General features: G+C 65.6%; 23 protein-coding genes. 14 read left to right on the plus strand and 9 right to left on the minus strand.

Annotation, left to right across the window (positions count from 1 at the left end; all coding sequences use genetic code 11):
- Positions 1 to 41: 41 nt before the first annotated feature.
- Together RIN79_RS05605 and RIN79_RS05610 are read left to right on the plus strand one after the other, a co-directional pair.
- Positions 42 to 797, plus strand: a complete 756-nt coding sequence (locus RIN79_RS05605; RefSeq protein WP_309083646.1) for a TlyA family RNA methyltransferase — start codon at positions 42 to 44, stop codon at positions 795 to 797.
- Positions 794 to 2,038 (plus strand): class I SAM-dependent RNA methyltransferase, encoded by a 1,245-nt coding sequence (locus RIN79_RS05610; protein WP_309083647.1) that lies wholly within the window; start codon positions 794 to 796, stop codon positions 2,036 to 2,038. The genes RIN79_RS05605 and RIN79_RS05610 overlap by 4 nt, the downstream gene beginning before the upstream one ends.
- Here the strand turns inward: RIN79_RS05610 and RIN79_RS21540 are convergent.
- Positions 1,939 to 2,583, minus strand: a complete 645-nt coding sequence (locus RIN79_RS21540) for a putative quinol monooxygenase (RefSeq protein ID WP_375165879.1) — start codon at positions 2,581 to 2,583, stop codon at positions 1,939 to 1,941. The two genes, RIN79_RS05610 and RIN79_RS21540, sit on opposite strands and share 100 nt — an antisense overlap.
- A gap of 79 nt (positions 2,584 to 2,662) precedes the next feature.
- On the opposite strand from RIN79_RS21540, the gene RIN79_RS05615 reads away from it, so the two are divergent.
- Positions 2,663 to 2,821: a hypothetical protein gene (locus RIN79_RS05615; RefSeq protein WP_309083769.1), complete on the plus strand. Its 159-nt coding sequence runs from the start codon at positions 2,663 to 2,665 to the stop codon at positions 2,819 to 2,821.
- 75 nt (positions 2,822 to 2,896) lie between these two features.
- Here RIN79_RS05615 and tldD read toward each other — a convergent pair whose 3' ends face one another.
- Both tldD and RIN79_RS05625 read right to left on the minus strand, forming a co-directional pair.
- Positions 2,897 to 4,312: a metalloprotease TldD gene (gene tldD / locus RIN79_RS05620; protein WP_309083648.1), complete on the minus strand. Its 1,416-nt coding sequence runs from the start codon at positions 4,310 to 4,312 to the stop codon at positions 2,897 to 2,899.
- 96 nt (positions 4,313 to 4,408) lie between these two features.
- Positions 4,409 to 4,927: an invasion associated locus B family protein gene (locus RIN79_RS05625; RefSeq protein ID WP_309083649.1), complete on the minus strand. Its 519-nt coding sequence runs from the start codon at positions 4,925 to 4,927 to the stop codon at positions 4,409 to 4,411.
- A 357-nt stretch (positions 4,928 to 5,284) separates the two neighbouring features.
- Between RIN79_RS05625 and coxB the strand changes: the two genes are divergently transcribed.
- The 10 genes from coxB (at position 5,285) to rnhA (ending at position 13,880) form a co-directional block, all read left to right on the plus strand.
- Positions 5,285 to 6,157, plus strand: a complete 873-nt coding sequence (coxB, locus tag RIN79_RS05630) for a cytochrome c oxidase subunit II (RefSeq protein ID WP_309083650.1) — start codon at positions 5,285 to 5,287, stop codon at positions 6,155 to 6,157.
- A 34-nt stretch (positions 6,158 to 6,191) separates the two neighbouring features.
- Complete coding sequence (gene ctaD, locus RIN79_RS05635; RefSeq protein WP_309083651.1) at positions 6,192 to 7,844, plus strand: cytochrome c oxidase subunit I; 1,653 nt, start codon at positions 6,192 to 6,194, stop codon at positions 7,842 to 7,844.
- A gap of 65 nt (positions 7,845 to 7,909) precedes the next feature.
- On the plus strand, positions 7,910 to 8,842 hold the full coding sequence (locus tag RIN79_RS05640; protein ID WP_309083652.1) for a heme o synthase: 933 nt from the start codon (positions 7,910 to 7,912) through the stop codon (positions 8,840 to 8,842).
- A 1-nt stretch (position 8,843) separates the two neighbouring features.
- Positions 8,844 to 8,999: a hypothetical protein gene (locus tag RIN79_RS05645; RefSeq protein WP_309083653.1), complete on the plus strand. Its 156-nt coding sequence runs from the start codon at positions 8,844 to 8,846 to the stop codon at positions 8,997 to 8,999.
- Positions 9,000 to 9,004: 5 nt separating this feature from the next.
- Positions 9,005 to 9,610 carry a cytochrome c oxidase assembly protein gene (locus RIN79_RS05650; RefSeq protein ID WP_309083654.1) on the plus strand — a complete coding sequence of 202 codons (606 nt, stop codon included), beginning with the start codon at positions 9,005 to 9,007 and terminating at the stop codon, positions 9,608 to 9,610.
- 1 nt (position 9,611) lies between these two features.
- Positions 9,612 to 10,493 carry a cytochrome c oxidase subunit 3 gene (locus tag RIN79_RS05655; protein WP_309083655.1) on the plus strand — a complete coding sequence of 294 codons (882 nt, stop codon included), beginning with the start codon at positions 9,612 to 9,614 and terminating at the stop codon, positions 10,491 to 10,493.
- 116 nt (positions 10,494 to 10,609) lie between these two features.
- Positions 10,610 to 11,359 (plus strand): SURF1 family protein, encoded by a 750-nt coding sequence (locus tag RIN79_RS05660; protein WP_309083656.1) that lies wholly within the window; start codon positions 10,610 to 10,612, stop codon positions 11,357 to 11,359.
- A gap of 56 nt (positions 11,360 to 11,415) precedes the next feature.
- On the plus strand, positions 11,416 to 12,426 hold the full coding sequence (gene ispH, locus RIN79_RS05665) for a 4-hydroxy-3-methylbut-2-enyl diphosphate reductase (RefSeq protein ID WP_309083763.1): 1,011 nt from the start codon (positions 11,416 to 11,418) through the stop codon (positions 12,424 to 12,426).
- Positions 12,427 to 12,432: 6 nt separating this feature from the next.
- Positions 12,433 to 13,401, plus strand: coding sequence for a homoserine kinase (locus RIN79_RS05670; protein WP_309083657.1), 969 nt, complete (start codon positions 12,433 to 12,435; stop codon positions 13,399 to 13,401).
- The gene (gene rnhA / locus RIN79_RS05675; RefSeq protein ID WP_309083658.1) at positions 13,398 to 13,880 is read left to right on the plus strand and encodes a ribonuclease HI; all 483 of its coding nucleotides are present in this window, start codon (positions 13,398 to 13,400) and stop codon (positions 13,878 to 13,880) included. The genes RIN79_RS05670 and rnhA overlap by 4 nt, the downstream gene beginning before the upstream one ends.
- Before the next feature lie 72 nt (positions 13,881 to 13,952).
- Here rnhA and RIN79_RS05680 read toward each other — a convergent pair whose 3' ends face one another.
- Both RIN79_RS05680 and RIN79_RS05685 read right to left on the minus strand, forming a co-directional pair.
- Complete coding sequence (locus RIN79_RS05680; RefSeq protein WP_309083659.1) at positions 13,953 to 14,438, minus strand: peroxiredoxin; 486 nt, start codon at positions 14,436 to 14,438, stop codon at positions 13,953 to 13,955.
- A 113-nt stretch (positions 14,439 to 14,551) separates the two neighbouring features.
- Entirely contained in the window at positions 14,552 to 15,349 is a 798-nt protein-coding gene (locus tag RIN79_RS05685; RefSeq protein WP_309083660.1) for a protein-disulfide reductase DsbD domain-containing protein, read from the minus strand.
- Positions 15,350 to 15,479: 130 nt separating this feature from the next.
- On the opposite strand from RIN79_RS05685, the gene RIN79_RS05690 reads away from it, so the two are divergent.
- Positions 15,480 to 16,088 carry a YqgE/AlgH family protein gene (locus RIN79_RS05690; RefSeq protein ID WP_309083661.1) on the plus strand — a complete coding sequence of 203 codons (609 nt, stop codon included), beginning with the start codon at positions 15,480 to 15,482 and terminating at the stop codon, positions 16,086 to 16,088.
- Positions 16,089 to 16,127: 39 nt separating this feature from the next.
- Here RIN79_RS05690 and RIN79_RS05695 read toward each other — a convergent pair whose 3' ends face one another.
- The 4 genes from RIN79_RS05695 to RIN79_RS05710 form a co-directional block, all read right to left on the minus strand.
- A complete protein-coding gene (locus RIN79_RS05695) occupies positions 16,128 to 17,693 on the minus strand; it encodes a peptidase S10 (protein ID WP_309083662.1) in 1,566 nt (521 codons plus the stop codon).
- A 174-nt stretch (positions 17,694 to 17,867) separates the two neighbouring features.
- Positions 17,868 to 20,714 carry a sensor domain-containing phosphodiesterase gene (locus RIN79_RS05700; protein ID WP_309083764.1) on the minus strand — a complete coding sequence of 949 codons (2,847 nt, stop codon included), beginning with the start codon at positions 20,712 to 20,714 and terminating at the stop codon, positions 17,868 to 17,870.
- 41 nt (positions 20,715 to 20,755) lie between these two features.
- The gene (locus RIN79_RS05705) at positions 20,756 to 21,352 is read right to left on the minus strand and encodes a GNAT family protein (RefSeq protein ID WP_309083663.1); all 597 of its coding nucleotides are present in this window, start codon (positions 21,350 to 21,352) and stop codon (positions 20,756 to 20,758) included.
- An 11-nt stretch (positions 21,353 to 21,363) separates the two neighbouring features.
- Positions 21,364 to 22,656, minus strand: a complete 1,293-nt coding sequence (locus tag RIN79_RS05710; protein ID WP_309083664.1) for a pitrilysin family protein — start codon at positions 22,654 to 22,656, stop codon at positions 21,364 to 21,366.
- Position 22,657 lies beyond the last annotated feature (1 nt).

The following is a 22,657-nucleotide window of genomic DNA, read 5'->3' on the forward strand; positions in this document are numbered from 1 at the left end:
CTTACCTTGCCAGGCGGTCCCGCATCCTCCACTAAGCAGTCATGACTAGGCCGGCCTCTTCCCGTCTTCGCCTCGACCAGCTTCTGGTGGTGCGCGGCTTTTTTGAGAGCCGTGCACGCGCCCGCGATGCCGTACTGCGTGGTACGGTTCGCGTGGCGGGGGAAGCGGCGGAAAAGCCGGGCCAGGTCGTGGATGCCGACGCCGTTCTCTCCGTGGAGGACCCGGCCCGCCGCTACGTTTCGCGCGCGGCGCTGAAGCTCGTCCACGGGCTGGAGGCGTTCGGCCTCGACCCTAGCGGGGCCGAGGCGCTCGATATCGGCGCGTCCACCGGCGGCTTCACGCAGGTACTTTTGGAGCGCGGGGCTGCTCACGTGACCGCCGTCGATGTCGGAACCGGCCAGATGGATGCCCGCCTGCGCGACGACCCTCGCGTCACATGCCTCGAGGGCATCAACGCGCGGCACCTTACCGTCGACACGACTGGTGGCCGCCGGCCGGATTTCGTCGTCTGCGATGTGAGCTTCATCTCGCTGAAACTCGCATTGCCGCCGGCGCTCGAAATGGCGCAGCCGGGCGCCAGCGGGCTGTTTCTCGTCAAACCGCAATTCGAGGCGGGACGCGAGGCGATCGGCAAGGGCGGGCTTCTGCGCGAGCCGGAGAGGGGCGAGGAGATCGCCCGCGAAATTGCCGGATGGCTGGAGACCAGCAAGGGTTGGCGCGCCATCGGCCTCGTTCCTTCTCCGATCGAGGGCGGTGACGGCAACCGCGAGTTCCTGCTGGCGGGGCGGAAGGAATGAGCACCCGCCTCGCCATCGATGAACTGGGCGCGCAGGGCGACGGCATCGCGCACACGCCGGCCGGTCCCGTCTATGTGCCCTTTGCACTGCCGGGCGAGGTGGTTTTGGCGCAGGTGGAAAAGGGGCGCGGCCGGCTCCTGGCAGTCGAAAAGCCCTCGAGCCTGCGGGTGGAGCCGGCAAGCCGCCATTTCGGCATATGCGGCGGCTGCGCGGTCCAGCATCTTGCGCCCGATCCCTATGCCGAGTGGAAGCGGGAGAAGGTGGTGCGCGCATTGGGCAGCCGCGGCCTCGATGCGGCGGTCGAGCCGCTGATACGCTGCCCTCCCGGATCGCGCCGGCGCGTCACGCTCTCGGCGCGGGCGGCGGACGGGCGCACGCTGCTCGGCTTCCACGCGGCGCAGTCGCACCGGATCATCAACATCGAGGAGTGCCCGGTGGCGGTGCCGCAGATCACCGCCGCACTTTCCGATCTGCGGCAGCTGGCGGGTCTCATCGCGACCGGCCCGAAAACCTTCCGGATGACCGTTACCGCGACGCGCACGGGCCTCGACATCGCCGCGGAGGACCTGGGCAGACTGGACGAGGGGAGACGGCGGCAGGCCATCGACTTCGTGCTCGCCAAGGGCTTTGCGCGGCTTTCCATCGGCGGCGAGGTGCTGGTCGAACGGGAGAAGCCGGTGGTGCTGTTCGGCAGCACGCCTGTCTCGCTGCCACCCGGCAGTTTCCTGCAGGCGACGGAGCAGGCGGAAGAGGCGATGGCCGGGCTGGTCTGCAGGCATCTTGCGGGCGCCAAGCATGCGGCCGATCTCTTCGCCGGCAGCGGCACGTTCGCCCTGCACCTTGCGCGCGCATCGCGCGTTCACGCGGTAGAGGGGGATGCGGCTGCCCTGAAGGCGCTGGACGAGGCGGCGAAAAGAGCGGGGGGCCTCAAGCCGATCAGCGTGGAAAAGCGCGACCTATTCAACCGCCCGCTGACTGCCAAGGAGCTTGGCCGGTTCGACGGCCTGGTCTTCGACCCGCCGCGCGCGGGCGCCGAGGCGCAGTGCCGCCAGATCGCCCGCTCCACGGTGCGGCGGGTGGCGGCGGTCTCCTGCAATCCCGGCACGCTCGCGCGCGACCTGGCCGTCCTCGTGGAGGGCGGCTACGGCATCGTGAGCGTCACGCCGGTCGACCAGTTCCTCTGGTCTCCGCACGTTGAGGTGGTGGCGCTGCTGGAGCGCGTCAAGAGCGGCCGCCCCTGACGGGCGTTCGGCGCCGGCCTTTCAGAATGGCAGGCCGGAGCGGCTGATATGGTGTTTCTGGACGGCTCCATCGTCGACTGGACGCCGGTCTTGGGTGGGTTGGAGATTTTCCGCCAGGCGTCAAGCACGGCTTCCGACTCCCACAGCTCGAACATGTTGATGCGTGAGGGGTCGACGGGGTCCTCGCTGATCGAGAGGTCAAGGCAGCCGGGATAGGCGCGGGCTCGCCGGATGAGGTCTGCATGAGCCTCGACGAAGGCTTTGCGTAGGTCGGGTGCCATCTTGAGATGTCCTGCAACAATCAGCATAGCGAATTCTCCATCCTGGATGGGCCGTGCGGCGGTTCCCGCAGGCTTCCTGCCTAGGACGGTGAAGAGCGGCCCGATCCGACAATGGGTGGAGATTTGTTGCGCGCACCGCGACGCCCCCGCCCCAATTGAAGCCCAGAACGGGATGAGGAAAAGCATGAAGCGGATTTCCCCCCGGATTCCGCTCCGACTAATTGAATCCGACTGCGGAATTTTCGCAGGTCGATTCGACCCCATGTCGTCGCGATCGGGCTGTTGGGTTTCAAGCGGACTTCACGCGCGTCAAACCTCCCTGCCGCCGACCGTCATTTGGGCCGTGCGCAGATGCGGCTGGCCGACACTGACGGGTCACAACCTGGCCGTGCTCGTGGAGGGCGGCTACGGCATCGTGAGCGTCACGCCGGTCGACCAGTTCCTCTGGTCTCCGCACGTTGAGGTGGTGGCGCTGCTGGAGCGCGGGAGGAAGCGGGACTGAAATTGGTCTAGTTGTCTAGACCTCTGTTCTACCGCGTCTCATGCGGTCACCCATGAGCGGCCCGCGTCGGCGGTATCACGCCTGGGTGCCGCCGACCGTCATCTGGTCCATGCGCAGATGCGGCTGCCCGACGCCAACGGGCACGCCCTGGCCGTTCTTGCCGCACATGCCGATTCCCGTGTCGAGCTTCATGTCGTTGCCGAGCATCGAGACGCGCTTCATGGCGTCCGGCCCGTTGCCGATCAAGGTGGCCCCGCGGATCGGCCGCGTCACTTTGCCGTCCTCGATCATATAGGCTTCCGTGCAGTCGAACACGAATTTCCCTGAGGTGATGTCCACCTGGCCGCCGCCGAAGGAAACGGCGTAGATGCCCTTCTTGACCGAGGCGATGATCTCTTCGGGCGTCTTGTCGCCGCCGAGCATATAGGTGTTCGTCATGCGCGGCATCGGTGCATGCGCGTAGGATTCGCGCCGCCCGTTGCCCGTCGGATTCATGCCCATGAGCCGGGCATTGAGCCGGTCCTGCATGTAGCCGACGAGCTTGCCGTCCTCGATGAGGACGGTGCGGTCGGTTGGGGTACCCTCGTCATCGAAGGTCAGCGATCCGCGCCGCTCGGCCATCGTGCCGTCGTCTACCACGGTCACGCCCCTGGCGGCGACCATTTCGCCAAGGAGACCGGCGAAGGCCGACGTCTTCTTGCGGTTGAAGTCGCCTTCAAGCCCGTGGCCGACGGCCTCGTGCAGCATCACGCCCGGCCAGCCGCTGGCAAGCACGATGTCGAAGGTGCCGGCCGGGGCGGGCGCGGCCTCCAGATTGACCAGCGCCTGGCGCAGGGCCTCGCCCGCCGCGAAGCGCCACGAGTCCTCGGCCACGAACTCGCTGAAGCTCTTGCGCCCGCCCATGCCGTAACTGCCGGTCTCCTGCCGGTCGCCGTCGCCCACGACGACGGAGATGTTCATGCGCACCAGCGGACGGATGTCGCGCGCAAGATGGCCGTCGGCGCGCAGGATCTCCACATGCTGCCAGGACGCGGCAAGCGAGGCGGTCACCTGGCGCACGCGCGGGTCCCTGGCGCGCAGCCAGCCGTCGATCTCCTGAAGGAGCTTTGCCTTCTCCTCAAAGCCCGGCGCGGCGATCGGATTGTCCTCCCCATAGAGCCGCTGGTTGGTGCCGGAGGGCGCCGCCGCGAGCGTGCCCGAATAACCGTCCTTCACGGTCGACACGGCCTCGGCCGCGCGCTTCAGCGCCGCTTCGGAAAGTTCGCTCGAATGGGCATAGCCCGTGGCTTCGCCGGCCACCGCGCGCAGCCCGAAGCCCTGGTCGGTGTTGAAGCTTGCCGTCTTCAGCCGGCCATTGTCGAAGACCAGCGCCTCGCCCTCGCGGTATTCGAGGAAGAGCTCGCCGTCATCGGCGCCGGAGACGGTCTCGTTGACGAGGGTCTTCAGTTTTTCCGGCGAGCAGTCGAAGGCGTCGATGAGGGAGCGGGGCATGGGCGGTATCCTCTTTTCGTTCTCCCCATGTAGAGAGGATGCGCGCCGCGATCCAGTGGTGGGCGTGCGGCTCTTCGGTGCCCCGGCGCGCGGCCCTCAGCGCGGCAGCGCGGCGAAGGCTTCGTCGAACCCGTCAAGATCGACGGGAATGCCGATTCCCTCCTCGGGGGTCTGGAACACGATGAAGGTGGCCGACTGCCCGCCGCGCAAGGTTTGCAGGAGCTCTCCTTCGAGGATCACCTCGGCATAGCAGCCGTCCTGGAAGCAGCGGACGAAATAGGCCCGGCCGATATCCTTGCCGTCGACATTGAGGCCAAGGCCGTTGGGGAGCAGCACGCCGAGCGGGGCGAGCACGCGCAAGATCTCCGCCTTGTCATCCGCGGTGCGCAGGATGACCACCGAAAGGCCGACCTCCGGCCGGTCCTCGGCAACAACATTCTGCATCATCGCGCATTGCTCGCTGGAAGCGCCCGCCGGCGTGTCGCAGACAATCGACCAGGCGCCATGGGTGGCACGCACATTGCCGTTCTGCTGCGGCTGTTGCTGCTGCGCGACCGCGGGCGCGGCCACGGCCAGGAAGAGGGCGAATGTCGCCACGCGTGCGAACAGCGGCATTTGAGGACCTCGCTTTCTGACGAATCGGGGCAATCTATCGCGGCGCGCGCCTGCTCCCAAAGAAAAAGACGCCGCAACGGCTTGCCCGGCGCGGCGCCCGGGACATTTCCCCAGGAATCGGACGGAACTGCGGCGCCGAGGGCTGCCCTCGGGTCCTTTGCGCCGGTGCCCGCGCCGCCAGCGCAAAAATGCCGCATCCGGCCCGATATGCCTTTCTTGCGGTTCGCATGAGAGTATGATTTGAACGCGCCGGTATGAGCCAGGAATCTCAACAGGGCTTTCCCGCCGCGCCGCGTTTTGCCATAGGGCACGGGCGAGCAGCGCGGAAGGCGCGTTGATCGGGAGATGACGAGGGTGATGAAGAAACTCGCAGCAAGCCTCGCGGCGCTGTCGCTTTCCGCCACCGGCGCTTTCGCCGCACAGCCGGAGCCCTGGCAGGTGCGTTTCCAGCCGGCCGGAACGGCGCTCATGGAAGAGATCGCCTGGTTCGAAAAATACACCCTGTGGTTCGTCGGGCCGATCACGCTTCTCGTGATGGTATTGATCGGCTGGTGCATCTTTCGCTATCGCGCCAGCGCCAATCCGGTGCCCTCGCGCACCAGTCACAATACGGTTATCGAGGTTCTGTGGACCGTCGGCCCCGTCCTGGTGCTCCTCTTCCTCGCCATTCCGTCCTTCCAGCTTCTGACGCGGCAGTACACGCCCGACGAGGAGCCGGCGCTGACCATCAAGGCGACCGGCGTTCAGTGGTACTGGGACTACGAGTACCAGGATGCCGAGAGCCCGCTGACCTTCACCTCGCTGCTTCTGCAGGAGGGCGATCGTGCGGGGGCCGGCAAGGAAGATCTGGCGACGTATCCGCGCCTTCTGGCGGTGGACAACGAGGTCGTCGTGCCGGTGAACACGACCGTTCGCCTGCTGGTGACGGCGAGCGACGTGATCCACGCCTTCGCAATGCCGTCCTACGGCATCAAGGTCGACGCCGTTCCCGGCCGCATCAACGAGACCTGGTTCAAGGCGGAGCGCGAAGGCATCTATTACGGCCAGTGCTCGGAGCTGTGCGGCAAGGACCACGCCTTCATGCCGATCGCCATCCGCGTCGTGTCGCCCGAGCAGTTCCAGACCTGGTATGCGGCCGCGCGCCAGGATCTCGCCGGCGCCAACCGCGCCCTGATGGCGGCGATCGAGAACGACGAGAACAAGAGCGAGGTCGCGTCCGCGGCCGATTGACGCCGGGCGACTTAGAGGAATGGAGCGGTAGGATATGGCAGGCGTTGCAGCTTATGGCGACCATGACGACCACAGGCCGAGGGGCTGGGTCCGCTGGGTCTATTCCACCAACCACAAGGACATCGGCACGCTCTACCTGATCTTCGCGATCATCGCCGGCGTGATCGGCTTCGTTCTTTCGGTGATGATGCGCTGGGAGCTTTCCGAGCCCGGCATCCAGGTCTTCCACGGCCTCGCATCCCTCGTCTACGGCTATGAGGGCGCCGCGGCGGTCGACGCCGGCAAGGAGATGTACAACGTCTTCACGACGGCGCATGGCCTCATCATGATCTTCTTCATGGTCATGCCTGCGCTGATCGGCGGCTTCGCCAACTGGATGGTGCCGATCATGATCGGCGCGCCGGACATGGCCTTTCCGCGCATGAACAACATCTCCTTCTGGCTGCTGCCGCCGGCCTTCATCCTGATGCTGCTCACCATGTTCGTGCCGGGCGCGGCCGGCGGCTACGGCGCAGGCACCGGCTGGACCATCTATCCGCCCCTGTCGACCGTCGGCCAGCCCGGCCCTGCGGTGGACATGGCGATCCTCTCGCTGCATATCGCCGGCGCCTCGTCGATCCTCGGCGCGATCAACTTCATCACCACCATTTTCAACATGCGCGCGCCCGGCATGACGATGCACAAGATGCCGCTCTTCGCCTGGTCGGTGCTGATCACGGCCTTTCTGCTGCTCCTCTCGCTGCCGGTGCTTGCGGGCGCCATCACCATGCTGCTTACGGACCGCAATTTCGGCACCGCCTTCTTCGCCCCGGCGGGCGGCGGCGACCCGATCCTGTTCCAGCACCTGTTCTGGTTCTTCGGGCATCCCGAGGTGTACATCCTCATTCTGCCCGGCTTCGGCATCGTCAGCCACATCGTCGCGACCTTCTCGCGCAAGCCCGTCTTCGGCTATCTCGGCATGGCCTATGCGATGGTGGCGATCGGCGTGATCGGCTTCGTCGTCTGGGCGCACCATATGTACACGACGGGCCTGTCGCTCGACACGCAGCGCTACTTCGTCTTCGCCACCATGGTGATCGCGGTTCCGACCGGCGTGAAGGTCTTCTCGTGGATTGCCACCATGTGGGGCGGCTCCATCTCCTTCCGCGTGCCGATGCTGTGGGCGATCGCCTTCATCTTCCTGTTCACGGTCGGCGGCGTGACGGGCGTGCAGCTCGCCAATGCCGGCCTGGACCGGGCGATGCACGACACCTACTATGTGGTGGCGCACTTCCACTATGTGCTGTCCATGGGCGCCGTCTTCGCCATCTTCGCGGCCTGGTACTACTGGTTCCCGAAGATGACCGGCTATATGTACAATTCCTTTGTGGCCCGGCTGCACTTCTGGATCACCTTCATCGGCGTGAACCTGATCTTCTTCCCGCAGCATTTTCTGGGGCTTTCCGGCATGCCGCGGCGCTATATCGACTATCCGGACGCGTTCGCCGGCTGGAATATGGTGTCCTCCTACGGCTCCTACCTGACCGCCGTCGGCGTGCTGGTCTTCCTCTACGGGGTGTTCGAGGGCTTTGCGAAGAAGCGGGTGGCCGGCGCCAATCCCTGGGGCGAGGGCGCAACGACGCTGGAGTGGCAGCTGTCTTCGCCGCCGCCCTTCCACCAGTGGGAAGAGCTGCCGCGGATCCGCTAGGGCGAAACGACGGCGCGGCCCGGAGCAAGTCCCGGCCGCGTCAGCTATAGGCAAGACGAGAAGACATGGCACTGGTCGAGCGCGAGCATTTGCACGATGACGCGGGCCGCCTTTCCGAGGCGACGGCCGGCGATTTCGTCGCGCTCCTGAAGCCCCGGGTCATGTCGCTGGTCGTCTTCACGGCCTTTGTCGGCATGGTGCTGGCGCCTGCCGGTCCCAATCCGGTGCTGGCGCTCATCTCGATCCTGGCGATCGCCGTAGGTGCGGGCGCTTCCGGCGCCCTCAATATGTGGTACGACGCCGACATCGATGCGGTGATGGCGCGCACGGCGGGGCGCCCCGTGCCTTCCGGCCGCGTGGCGCCGGGCGAGGCGCTCGGCTTCGGTCTGGTTCTTTCTGCGCTTTCCGTGATGACGCTCGGGCTGATGGCCAACTGGCTGGCGGCAAGCCTGCTTGCCTTCACCATTTTCTTCTATGCGGTCGTCTACACGATGTGGCTGAAGCGTTCGACGCCGCAGAACATCGTCATCGGCGGGGCGGCCGGCGCGCTGCCGCCCGTCATCGGCTGGGCGGCGCTGACCGGCACGGTGAGCATGGAGAGCCTCGTGCTCTTCCTCATCATCTTCCTGTGGACGCCACCGCATTTCTGGGCGCTCGCCCTTTTCAAGAGCGGCGACTATGCGCGCGCCGGCATCCCCATGATGCCGAACGTGGCCGGGGCAGCCTCCACGCGCCGGCAGATATTCGCTTATGCTATCCTTGTGGCGGTGAGCGGAGTGCTGCCAACCTTTGCCGGCTTCGCAAGCCTCGCCTACGGGGTGGCCGCCGCCGTGCTCGGCCTCGCCTTCGCCTGCCATGCGTGGCGCGTGCTCGCCGCCCGCGGAGAGGATCCGGCGATGCGGGCCGAAAAGGCGCTTTTCGGCTATTCGCTGGTCTATCTCTTCGCCATCTTCGCCGCGCTTCTGTGCGACGGGCTTCTTGCGCGGCTGGGAGGCTGAAATGTCCGAAGATCGCGTGAAACCGACTGAGGCACAGCTGAAGGCGCGGCGCAGCCGATCAATTGCGATCGCAGTGGCGCTGGCGGTTTTCGTTATCCTCGTCTATCTCGGCACGCTGACAAAGCTCGGGCCGGCCGTCTTCGACCGGGCCATGTGAGCGCCATGGCAAATCCTGCCCAGACCGAAAAGAACCGCGGCCGCCGCAATCTCGGCGTGGCGCTGACATGCGCCGGCGTGTTTGCGGGCATGGTGGGAATGTCCTTTGCCGCGGTGCCGCTGTACCGGATGTTCTGTGACTTCACGGGCTATGGCGGCACGACCAAGCGGGTCGAGCAATATTCCGAGACGATCCTGGACAGGACGATCACGGTCCGGTTCGACGCCAACACAAACGGCCTGCCCTGGGAATTCAAGCCGAAGCAGCGGCAGGTCACGCTCAAGATCGGCGAGACCACGGAGATCGCTTATCTGGCGCGCAATCTGGCGGGGGCGGCAACGAGCGGGACGGCGACCTACAATGTGACGCCGGCGCGCGCGGGGGCCTATTTCAACAAGATGGAATGCTTCTGTTTCACCGAGCAGAAGCTGGAGCCGGGCCAATCCTACGAGATGCCGGTGCAGTTCTTCGTCGATCCGGAGATCGTGAACGTGCCGGAACTGAAGAACCTCAAGACGATCACGCTTTCCTATACCTTCTATCCGATGCGTCAGGAGCAGGTTCAGGCACCGGCTCCGGACGCGGCAGAGACCCAGAAGCTCGGGGGATAAAATGGCAGACGCCCACGCGAAGAAGCACGACTACCACATCATCGATCCGAGTCCCTGGCCCTTCATCGGCTCCGTTGGCGCCCTCGTGATGGCCTTCGGCCTCATTGCCTGGATGAAGGCGGCGCAAGGCAATTCCTTCCCGATCTTCGGCATCGATCTGGCGGCGGCCAATTTCTGGCTCTTCCTGGTCGGCCTCCTGATCGTGCTCTACACCATGTTCTCCTGGTGGAGCGACACGATCAAGGAAGCGCAGGAAGGCTACCACACACGCGTGGTCTCGCTGCATCTGCGCTACGGCATGATCATGTTCATCGCTTCGGAGCTGATGTTCTTCGTGGCGTGGTTCTGGGCCTTCTTCGACGCCAGCCTTTTCCCTGCCGACCCGCAGCAGGTCAGCCGTGCCGAATTCACCGGCGGCACCTGGCCGCCGCATGGCGTGGAGGTGCTCGATCCCTTCCACCTGCCGCTCTATAATACGATCATCCTGCTGCTTTCGGGCACCACGGTCACCTGGGCGCATCACGCGCTGCTCGAGAACGACCGCAAGGGCCTCGTTGCGGGGCTGGCGCTCACGGTTGCGCTCGGCCTGCTCTTCAGCTGCGTGCAGGCCTATGAGTACCTGCATGCGCCCTTCGCATTCCGCGATTCGATTTATGGCGCGACCTTCTTCATGGCGACCGGCTTCCACGGTTTCCACGTGATCGTCGGCACGATCTTCCTCGCCGTCTGCCTGTTCAGGGCGCTTGCCGGCCAGTTCACGCCGCAGCAGCATTTCGGCTTCGAGGCGGCGGTCTGGTACTGGCACTTCGTCGACGTGGTGTGGCTGTTCCTGTTCGCCTTCGTCTATGTGTGGGCTTCGGCCGGCGCGACGATCGCCCACTGAGCAGGGCTAAGCTTTTGGCGAGGGGCGGCCCTGCGCGGCTGCCCCTGCTTTTTTGAAGGAAGGTGATCTATGAGCCTGGGCATGCGCGCCGCCGAATGCGGCCTCGACGGAGCCGGATGACCACCACCCCGCACGAACCCGCCGGCGGGCGGAACCTCGTGTTGCTTGCGCTCAGCATCCTGGTGCTGGCCGTGCTGCTGGCGCTTGGCACCTGGCAGGTGCAGCGCCTTAAATGGAAGGAAGCGCTGCTCGCACGGATCGACGAGCGCATCGCCTCCGAGCCGCAGCCGCTCGAGGAAATCGCCATCCGCTACAGCGAAGGCGAGGATATCGATTATTGGCCCGTCACGCTTGCTGGAACCTTCCAGCATGACAGGGAGCGGCACTACCTTGCGACCTGGCAAGGCCAGTCCGGCTTCTTCGTGCACACGCCGCTGAGGCTCGCCGACGGCGAGATCATCTTCGTCAATCGCGGGTTCGTGCCCTATGACCGGAAGGACCCGGCGACGCGGCCGGAAGGGCAGAATTCCAGCCCGGTCGAGATCACCGGCCTCGCGCGCATGGCGCCGGAGGAAAAGCCCTCCTTCCTCGTTCCGGACAACGACCTTGCGAAGAACATCTTCTACTGGAAGGATCTTCGCGCCATGGCAAGTTCGGTCGGGCTCGGCAGCGTCCCCATCTATCCATTTTATGTGGACGCCAATGACGCCCCCAATCCGGGCGGCTTGCCGGTCGGCGGGGTCACGCTCATAAACCTGCCCAACAATCACCTGCAATATGCGGTCACATGGTACGGCTTGGCTTTCGCGCTGGTTTGCGTGCTGATCGTCTGGTTCCGCCAGAAGCGGCCAGGGAGCCAGACTTGACAGGGGCGGCTGATCTTACCCACTTACCGGGCGGCATGGACGGGAGCACGACCACGATGCTGGAACGGACAACGAGACAGAAGCTGACGGTGCGGCTGTGCGGCCCGCGCGGCTTTTGCGCCGGCGTTGACCGGGCGATCCAGATCGTCGTGCTCGCCTTGAAGAAATACGGCGCGCCTGTCTATGTGCGCCACGAGATCGTGCACAACCGCTATGTGGTGGAAGGCCTGCAGGAGCGCGGGGCCGTCTTCATTGAGGAGCTGGACGAGATCCCCGACGACCATCGCGAGCGGCCGGTGGTCTTCTCGGCGCACGGCGTGCCGAAATCCGTGCCCGCCGACGCGCAGGCGCGCAATCTCTTCTATCTCGATGCGACCTGCCCTCTTGTCTCCAAGGTGCACAAGCAGGCGATGCGTCATCAGCGGTTGGGCCGCCACGTGCTCCTGATCGGCCACGCGGGCCATCCCGAAGTGATCGGCACGATGGGGCAGCTGCCGGACGGTGCCGTTAGCCTGGTCGAGACCGTGGAGGATGCGGCGCGCTTCGATCCCCCGGCAGGCGCTGAGCTCGGCTATGTCAGCCAGACTACCCTTTCGGTGGAGGACACGGCCGAGATCATCCGGGCGCTGGAGAGCCGCTTTCCGGACATCCAGGCGCCGGCCGCCGAATCTATCTGCTACGCCACGACAAACCGGCAGGACGCGGTGAAGGCCGCCGCCCCGGGCTCCGACCTGTTCCTTGTCGTCGGCGCGCCCAATTCCTCCAACTCCCGCCGCCTCGTCGAGGTGGCCGAGAGGGCAGGGGCGAGGCGCGCCCTGCTTGTGCAGCGCGCCTCCGAAATCCCTTGGGAGGACCTCGGGCCCCTCTCGGTGCTCGGGCTTTCGGCAGGGGCCTCGGCGCCCGAGATCATCGTCGACGAGATCATCGACGCCTTCGCCGAGCGCTACCAGGTCGAGGTGGAACTGGCGGTTACGGCGGAAGAGCTGGAGAATTTCCCCGTCATGCGCGCCCTGCGGGACGTGGAACTGACCAAGGCGGACATGGCCTTCGTCAACGGGGCGGGATAGGCCCTAATGGCGGTCTATACCGACATTTCCGAAGAGGAAGTGGCAGCGTTCCTGCGCCACTACGCGGTGGGGGAGCTTTTCTCCTATAAGGGGATCGCCGAGGGCACGGAAAACTCGAACTATCTCCTGCATACATCGAGCGGCGCTTTCATCCTGACGCTCTATGAGCGGCGCGTGGACAGGGCGGACCTGCCCTTCTTCCTCGGGCTTATGGAGCATCTGGCGCAAAAGGGCGTTTCCTGCCCGCTGCCGGTGAAGCGGATCGACCGCGGCCTCATTGGAGAACTCGCGGGCCGGCCCGCCGCCCTCATCACCTTCCTGGAGGGCATGTGGATGCGCCGGCCGACGGCGCAGCATTGCCGCGCGGTCGGCAAGGCCCTCGCGAGCCTGCATCAGGCGGCCGCCGACTTTCCGCTGCAGCGGGCCAACGCCCTCAACCCCGCGGGATGGCGCCGCCTGTGGGACGTAACCGGCGGGCGGGCCGACGAGGTGGAGCCGGGTCTTGCGCGCGAGGTGGAGGCGGATTTTGCCGAACTCGACCGCGGCTGGCCCAGAGACCTGCCTGCCGGCGTGATCCATGCCGACCTCTTTCCGGACAATGTCTTCTTCCTCGGCGGCGAGCTTTCCGGCCTGATCGACCTCTACTTCGCCTGCAACGACCTGCTCGCCTATGACATCGCCGTCTGCCTGAACGCCTGGTGCTTCGAGAAGGACATCTCCTTCAACGTCACCAAGGGTGCAGCCCTCCTCGCCGGCTATCAGAGCGTGCGGCCGCTGACGCGCGAGGAGATCGACGCACTGCCGCTGCTTGCGCGCGGCGCGGCCCTGCGCTTCATGCTGACGCGCCTGCATGACTGGCTCACGATTCCGGATGGAGCTTTGGTGAAGAAACGTGACCCCATGGAATATGTCCGCCGCCTGCGCTTCCACCGGCAGGTCATGGCGCCCACCGAATACGGGATCGCGCTGGCATGAAGCAGGTTGAGATCTTCACCGACGGCGCCTGTTCCGGCAATCCCGGTCCCGGCGGCTGGGGTGCCGTGCTGCGCTTCAACGGCAAGGAGAAGGAGCTTTCGGGCGGCGAGGCCCTCACCACCAACAACCGGATGGAGCTTATGGCCGCCATCGAGGCGCTGAACACGCTGAAGGAGCCGTGCGAGGTCGACCTGCACACGGACAGCAACTATGTGCGCGACGGAATCTCCGGCTGGATCGAGGGCTGGAAGAGGAATGGCTGGCGGACCGCCGACAAGAAGCCGGTCAAGAATGCCGAGCTATGGCAGGCGCTGGACGAGGCACGCCGCCGCCACAAGGTTCGCTGGCACTGGGTGCGCGGCCATGCCGGCCATCCGGAGAACGAGCGCGCCGACGCGCTGGCACGCGCCGGCATGGCGCCATTCAAGAAGCGGAAAGGCGCCCCGGGCGGCGCGCCTTCCCAACGACAAGGCTCCTGAAGGCGAAGTCACCTTCCACTGCAGGTTCACAAGCGGAAAATGAATCTGAATTCAGCAGGATAGAGCGCGCTCCTATAGCTGCTCGAGAATACGCGCAGCGCCGCTGTTCGTCACCTGGCCGCGGGCCTCTTCCAGGTTGAGCTGCGTCACGACCCCGTCATCGACGATCATCGAGTATCTCTTCGAGCGCATGCCCATCCCGGCCATCGACAGGTCCTGCTCAAGGCCGAGGGCGCGCGTGAACTCGCCGTTGCCGTCGGCCAGGAACACCAGCCCGTGGTCGGCGCCGTAGGACTGCGCCCAGGCTCCCATCGTGTGTTGATCATTGACGGCGACGACGGCCACCGCGTCCACCCCGCGCGCGAGGATCGCATTGTGGTTTTCCAGGAAGCCGGGCACGTGGCTGTTGCTGCAGGTCGACGAGAAGGCGGCCGGGACGCCGACGAGCACTACCTTGCGGCCGGCGAAGAAGTCCGCCGTGTTCACGTCTTCCGCGCCGTCCGGCGTGGCCTTCTTCAATTTGACGTTCGGCAGCCGGTCGCCGATGGAAATGGCCATTGAAAAAACTCCTCGTGGTGGTTGGACGGTATGCCGAGCGGCGGCAGAAGCGCGCCTTTTGATCCAGGGGGACCGCCGCAGCGGACAGAGAAGACAGTAGCATAGTCCATCGCTCAGGGGAGGGCAATTTGCCCGTCGGCCGCCTGCTTGCCGAGCACCAGCGTGTAGTCGAGCTTCGCCTCGCCTTTGGCGGCGCTCCCGCCCAAGATCTCGGCCGTGAAGACAGCCTCCCGCCCCTCCCGCTCCTTCAACTCGGGCATGCCGACCTGCAGGTTCTCGGGCGGCGCGAGGAAAAGCTCCGGCTCGCCTGCCTGGCCGGGTAGTTCGACCGCGATCCGAAGGGATGCACCCTCCCGCCTGACCTCGCTCACGCGAAAGCCGGCGCGCGCTGCTTCGGGAAGGGCGGCAAAGGCGGACTGCACCACGACCGCGTCCTGCGGATTGTCGGGATCCGCGCCGGCATCGAAGGAGAAGGGAGCCTCGACCGGGATGCAGATCGTCTCGCATATGCCGAGAAAGAGGCTGCCTTCGATGATCCCCGCCGCGCGTGCTTCGGGAAAGCTGAAGAGGACCGGAATGGTCACCGAATTCTTGTAGCCGGCCCAGCTCGCATAGGCATCGCTCATGCGCTCCGGCGCAGGAAAGAGGAGCCTTGCATCCGCCGCATCGGAGGCCTCCGAAAGGTTGATCTGCGGCGGCACGCCGGATCCGCCGGGATCGCGCCAATAGGTCTTCCATCCAGCCTCAAGCTTGATCTCCAGGGCGCCGCGAAGCTTGCCCTTATCGTCGGCGAGGCCCGAGGTGACGAGGCGGACCGTGCCACCCTCTGTTTGGATCCAGGCGCTGGATGATGCGGCGGCAGGCAGGGCCGTGACGAGGAGTGCTGTGAGGGCGGCGGGGAAGCGCAACATGGCGAGACATTGCTGCCGGAAAGGAGCATTTGCAACGCACAAAAAGGAGAGCTGCCGGAGGAGAGTCAAAATGCCGCCCCAGTGGCGCTGCCGTCTTTCAAGCGTAATCAAAACGCGATAGATTTTCACCATGGTACAGATCATCGGCGCCAGCAAGACGGGCCTGGAGGCCACGCTGCAGAACCATTTCCTGATCGCCATGCCCAGCATGCGCGACGAGCGGTTCTTGCGTTCCGTGATCTATCTTTGCGCCCACAACGCGGAAGGCGCGATGGGCCTCATCATCAACCGCACGCAGCAGCTCGGTTTCACGGACGTCCTGGTGGAATTGGGCATCGTCGAGCGGAGCCAGACGATCCGCCTTCCCGCCAGGGCTCGCAAGATCGCCGTGCGCAGCGGCGGCCCGGTCGACCGCAGCCGCGGCTTTGTGCTGCACTCCGGCGACTACATGGTCGATTCCTCCATGCCCGTTTCCGACCAGGTCTGCCTGACGGCGACCATGGACATCCTGCGCGCCATTTCCGCCGGGCGAGGGCCGAGCCAGGCGCTGATGGCGCTCGGCTATGCCGGGTGGGGCGCCGGCCAGCTAGAGGCGGAAATCGCCGACAATGGCTGGCTTGCCTGCCCGGCTTCTCCCGAACTCCTGTTCGACGCGGAGATCGACACCATCTATGACCGCATTCTGGCCTCGATCGGCGTCGACCTCCTGCATCTCAGCCACACGGCCGGCCACGCCTGAGGCGCCGGGCCCGCACGGAAAGGGTCTTCCGCCCTTGCGCTACTCAAGCCCGTAGAGCAGGAGCGCATCGTCGCGCAGGGCGCGGCGCGAGTCAGGCCGCGTATAGAACATGTGGCCACCCCTGTAATTCTCCTGCCGGAGCCGGCCGGCCGGTGCGAAGGGCCGCACCTGCCGCAGGAGCAGTTCGGTTCCGAAATAGGGCGTCACCAGATCCGTGTAGCCATGGACGACGAGCACCCGGAATTCCGGGTCCAGCGCCAGTACGCGGCTTAGCGCGCTGATCGCTTCCGGCGGCTCGCGGCCTTGTCCCCAGTTCCAGCCGAGTCGGTTGAGCAGGAGATATCGCCGCTGCGGCAGCCACTGCAGCACATTGCGGTAATGATGGAGCATGGCGCTGGTCAGGGGCGCCGTCATGGCGCTCAGAACAGGGTCGAGGGATCGCCGCGCATTGGGACTGGCGGGCGCTTCAGCGGTAACCGTTCCATCATATATGCTGGCGATGCGCCCCTCCTTGAGCGCGAGCTCCTGCTCGAAGGCCGCCGCGTCGACCCGCCCTTCATAGTCCCTCACCGTTGCCGCTGGCAGCCCGGTAAGCTCGGCCACCCGGGTGACGATGCGGCCAATGGCGCTCTCGTCCTGGAACCCGAGCAGAAGGTCCGTGACATATTCGCCGGCGGCATAGCCCTCCGCCGCATCGAGGGCGTCTTCCGAAAAAGCGCCGCGCCGCTCCATGCTCGTCGCCGCCAGCGACGGCAACAGCGATGCAAATCGGAGCGGCGAACGACCGGCTTCGCTCCACCAGCCGAAATCGAGCACGGGCGAGACGAGGATCAGGCCCTTCAATGCGACGCCGTATTCCGTCTGCAGCTCTTCCGCGAGAAGCGGCCCGCGGAACCCGCCATAGCTTTCGCCCACGAAATATTTCGGCGAGGGAAGGCGCCCATTCTCCGTCAGCCATCGCGTGACAAACCGGGCGAGCGCATCGATGTCGCCGTCGATCGAGAAGTAGCGGCCGCGCAGCCGGTCACTGGGGTCTATGAGGCGGCTGAATCCCGTCCCCGCAGGGTCGATGAAAACGAGATCGGTGAATTGCAGCCAGGTCTCCGGGTTGTCGACGAGAGCTATGGATTGCGACGGCACGATCCTGTCTCCGTCCATCGGCAGCAGCCATGGCCCAATGGCGCCAAGGTGGAGATAGGCGGAGGCCGCGCCCGGGCCTCCATTGACGGCGAAAGTAACTGGCCGGCTCGCCCGGTCGGCGCTCTCTCCCACATAGGACACGAAGGCGATCTCGGCTTCCGCCTGGCCCTCGGAATTGGTCAGAGTGATCGCCCCCGCAGTCGCTTCGAAGCGGAATTCGGCGCCATTCACCTGGATCCGGTGCAACGTCTTGCGCGGCTCGGGGAGGCGGCTCGCCTGGGCGGGGGGATTGGCCTCAGCCGACTGATCCCGCTGGGCGAGCACCGGATGCATCGGCAGAAGCCAGACCAGTAGGACGGCAAGCAACAGGCGCTTGCGCTGCGGCACGCCCCGCTGGGGATGCCTCCGCCCGGCGCGTGCGCCGGATTGTTCAGGCGCGGAAGAAGAGTAAAGGGCAGAATACATGGCGGCTTGTCCCCAAGGAGATGAAAGCGTCCGCCGGAAAAGCGGCTTCTATGAGGTTGCGGCGCGCCTTGATCTACGGCAGTCGGTTCGGCGGAACAGAATCCTGTCATCGCTCCGCTGCCGGAATGCCTCGGGTCCTCAATAGACTGCGGCCACCGTCCCGGCCGGCCAGCCTCAATTCGCCACGACCGGGTTCTGCTCCATCAGCAGCTTCAGGCTGGCCTCGGCATCGGCCGGAGCGCCGAAATGGAAGCTTTGCGCATATTCACAGCCGATCCGGCGCAGCTGCTCGATGTCGCCTTGGTCGGACAGGCCTTCGGCGACGACGGACAGGCCGAGATCATGCGCCATGGCGACCATGGATCTGAGCAGCACATTGCGCTTCGAAGTGGGGTCGTCGAGGAAACTGTTGTCGATCTTGATCGTGTCGAAGGGGAAGCGGGTGAGGTAGGATAACGAGGAATAGCCGGTGCCGAAATCGTCGAGCGAAAGGCCGATCCCGAGCTGCTTCAGCTTGGAAAGGACATGCACCGACTGTTCGGGGTTGTCCATGACGATGGATTCGGTGAGTTCGAGGCGGAAGCAGCGCGGCTTGATGTTGGACCGCGTGACGACGGAACGCACATCGCCGACGAGGTCGCGGCGGATGAGCTGCCGGCTGGAAAGGTTCACCGACATGAACAGCGGGATGTCGCCAAGCTGCTTCTGCCAGGAGTAGAGGTCCTCGGCGGCCTGCTGCATGGCGAAAAGGCCGAGCTGCACTATGAGACCCGAGCTTTCCGCGATGGGGATGAAGTCCGCCGGTGGGATGGTGCCGCGGCGGGGATGCTCCCAGCGCAACAGCGCCTCGAAGCCTGCGATGCTGCCGTCGTCGAGCCGCACGATGGGCTGGTAGGCGACGCGCAGCTCCTTGCGTTCCACCGCCCGGCGCAGGTCCGATTCCATCTGCAGCCGGTCCGTGCCGATGGAACGGAAGGCGGGGCGGAAAGGCTCGATCCGGTCGCCGCCGAAGCGCTTGGCCTGATACATGGCAAGTTCCGCGTCCTTCAGCATTTCCTCGGCCGATGTCTGCGCCGCAGTCCAGGAAACTAGGCCGATGGAAGCGGTGAGGATGATCTCGCGCCGGGCGAAGGTCACGGGCGAGCGTATCGCTTGGCGCACCGCGTCGGCGACGGCGGCGATATGGCCGGGCTCCTGTTCGGACAGGAGCATCATGACGAACTGGTCGCCGGTCATGCGCGAGAGCGCATCGCCCGGCTTCAGGAGGCGGTGCAGGCGCCGGGCTATGGTGAGCAGGATGGTGTCGCCGGCGGAGATGCCGAGCTCGTCATTTACGTGCTTGAAGCGGTCGATGTCGATGACGAGGACCGTGGGGCGGATCTTCTTCTCGTTACCGGCCATGGCGATCGTGGCGTCCAGCCGGTTGAGGAAGAGCTCGCGGTTGGGCAGGCCCGTCAGGTTGTCGTGCACGGCATCGTGCAGCAGGCGCTCTTCCGCCTTCTTCTGCTCGGTGATGTCGACCATCGTGCCGACACAGCGGATCACCTCCCCGTCGGAGCCGACAACCGGCCGGGCCCGCAGGGACATCCAGTGATAGTGCCCGTCGGCGGCGCGCAGCCGGAAATTCTGCGCGACGCGTCCGCGCCGGTGCTCCAGCACCATGTCGAGCGTGGTGCGGAAGGTGTCGCGGTCGTCGGCATGGAGCAGCGGCAGCCAGCTGCGGGCCGCCCCGTTCAGCGTGCCGGCGGGCAGGCCGAGTTGCCGGCTGAGATCGGGCTTGGTGACCACCTTGTCGCGCAGCACGTCCCAGTCCCAGACCGTGTCACCCGAGCCGGTGATGGCGAGGGCCTGGCGTTCCATGTCGCTGAACAGGCCCTGGAAGATCGCGCTGCCCGAAAGAGCGTGCTGCATGACCGTGAAGCCGAGCAGGAGCACGATGAGGATGAGGCCGCCGCCGATGGCCGGCTGCAGGATGTCGTTGTCGAGCGTGCCGGTTACGGCCATCCAGGCGCCGAGGAGCCAGACGAGGACCATCAACCAGCTCGGCACCAGCATGATGGCGCGGTCATAGCCCTGCGCGCCGAGATAGATGATGAGGCCGAGCCCCACCACGGCCGTGGCGGCGAAGGAAAGTCGGGCGATGCCGGCGGCGATCGCCGGATCAATCACCGCGACGCCGGCGATGACGAGGAGCCCAAGAATCCAGGCAAGCACGCCGTAGCTGAAGTGGTTGTGCCAGCGGGAAAGGTTAAGATAGGCGAATAGGAAGACGACGAGGGTGGCCGCCAGTGCGACCTCGGTACCCGCACGCCAGAGCTGCTCGGTGCCGGGCGATATCTCGACGATGCGCGACAGGAAGCCAAAATCGATCGAGATATAGGCAAGGATCGCCCAGGCGAGCGCGGCAGTGGCCGGGAACATGGACGTGCCCTTGACCACGAAGAGCACGGTGAGGAAGAGCGCGAGGAGCCCGGCGATGCCGATCACGATGCCACGGAACAGGGTGTAGGAATTGACCGTGTCCTTGTAGGCGGCGGGATCCCACAGATAGATTTGCGGCAGGTCGGGCGAGGCGAGCTCGGCAACGAAAGTGACGATGGCGCCGGGATCGAGCGTGACCAGGAATTCGTCCGCGTCGGTGCTCGGCTGCCGTTCCAGCGCGAAGCCTTCGCTCGGCGTGATCGCCGCGATGCGCTGCGAGCCGAGGTCGGGCCAGATCACGCCCGAGCCGACCAGCCGGAAATGCGGCGCCACGATCAGGCGGTCGAGCTGCTCGTCCGTGGTGTTGGCTAGCGCGAACACGGCCCAGTCGCCGGATCGGGCATCCGTGGCTTCGACTTCGATGCGCCGAACGATCCCGTTTGTGTCGGGCGCGGTCGACACCTGCAGGTTGTCGCCCTGACCGCGGTAGATCTCGACGGCGTTGGACAGGTCGAGCGCCACGTCGTCACGCGAGATCATTATGGGCTCTACGGCCGAGACCGGCACCGTTCCCAACGCAAGCAGCAGCCATGCAAGCATGGCCATTGCGCTCAGCAAGGACGGTTTCAGTCGCGACAAGATCAGCCTCGTCTCGGTTGCACCTGATGCTCCCCCGCGATGAGGGCGTAGAGATGATGATCCTGCCATACGCCGTTGATGCGCAGATAGGACCGCAGAAGCCCTTCGCGCTGGAATCCGGCTTTTTCAAGCAGGCGCATCGAACGCTTATTGCTGGGAATACAGGCCGCCTCCAGCCGGTGCAACCTCAGGCGGTCGAATGCAAAGGGGATAACCTGCCGCAGCGCGTCGAGCATCAGCCCCTGGCCGGCATAGCGCTCGCCCATCCAATAGCCGACATGCGCCGACTGGGCTACGCCATAGCGGATATTGCTCAAGGTGATGCCGCCGACCAGCCGGCCGCCCGCCTTTTCGAAGAGGAAGAACGCAACGCCGGTGCCGCGGTCATATTCGTAGCGGCCGCGCCTCAGGCGCTGGCGAAACGAGGCGCGGGAAAGCTCGTCCGGCGCCCATTTGGGCTCCCATGGCTCCAGGAAGGCGCGGCTTTCGCCCCGCAGCGCCGCCCATTCCGGATAGTCATGCGGGGCAGGCATGCGAAGGCGCAACAGCGCACCCTCGAGCGCCGGATAGTCGCGGCGGAAGAAGGGCAGCTGGAACATGCCGCGCCAGCTTAGACGGCGAGCTTGTGCAGCACCGGGCGCGGCGTCGTCAGCGTGTCGCGAATGCTTTCGAAAGGTGCCAGCGAGCCGACCGGGCCGATGGCCGTGACGGTGGGCCTGGAGGAGAACAGGCGCGAGGAGAGGTCCGCAAGCCGCTCCACGGTGAGGCCGGAGAGGCGGTCCATCAGCTCCTCCATCTCGATCGGCCGGCCATAGAGGAGGAGCTGGCGTGCGACTTGCGAGGCGCGGCTGGCCGGGCTCTCGCGCGACATCATCAGGCCGGCGCGGTATTGCGCCCGGGCGCGGTCGAGCTCCGCCTGATCGATGCGCTCGCCGGCTTTCTGCAATTCGCCCACGATCACAGGGATGAGCTCGGCCAAGTCGCTCTGGCCGGTCGCCGCATGAACGCCGAAGATCCCCGTGTCCGAGAATCCCCAGTGGAAGGCGTAGACCGAATAGCAGAGGCCGCGTTTCTCCCGGACCTCCTGGAAAAGGCGCGACGACATGCCACCGCCGAGGATCATGGAGAGCACCTGCGAGGCGTAGAAATCGCGCACATGATAGGCGCGGCCCTCGAAGCCGAGGATTACATGCGCGTCCATCAGGTCGCGATGCTCGCGATAGTCGCCGCCGACATAATGGGAATATTGCGGCGCCGCGGGGTCCGCCTTGTCCCGGAACGTGCCGAGCCGCTTCTCCACCTCGCGCACGAATTCGTCATGGCTGAGCCCGCCGGCGGCGACCACAACCATCCGGTCGGCGCCATATTGGCGTTCCATGAAGCCGCGCAACTGATCGGAGGTGAAGGACTGCACGGTTTCCGGCGTGCCGAGAATGGAGCGGCCGATCGCCTGGTGGCGGAAGGCGGTCTCGGTGAAGCGGTCGAACACCGCGTCGTCGGGCGTGTCATGCGCCGCGCCGATCTCCTGCAGGATCACATGCTGTTCGCGCTCGAGCTCGTTCGGGTCGAATTTCGAATCCGTCAGTATGTCGGCCAGGATGTCGATCGCGAGCGGCATGTCTTCGCGCAGCACCCGCGCGTAGAAGGCGGTGGTCTCGACGCTCGTCGCGGCGTTGATCTCGCCGCCGACATCCTCGATATCCGTTGCGATCTGGAGGGCGGTGCGCTTGCCGGTCCCCTTGAACGCCATGTGTTCGAGCAGATGGGCGATGCCGTGTTCGTCGTCCCGCTCGTTTCGCGATCCGGATTTCACCCAGATGCCCAGCGCAACCGATTCCAGATGCGGCAGGGTTTCGGTCGCCACCGTCAAGCCGTTCGACAGACGGCTTACCTCTACGCCCATA

Source organism: Chelativorans sp. (assembly GCF_031180965.1).
In the GTDB taxonomy this organism is placed as follows: domain Bacteria; phylum Pseudomonadota; class Alphaproteobacteria; order Rhizobiales; family Rhizobiaceae; genus Chelativorans.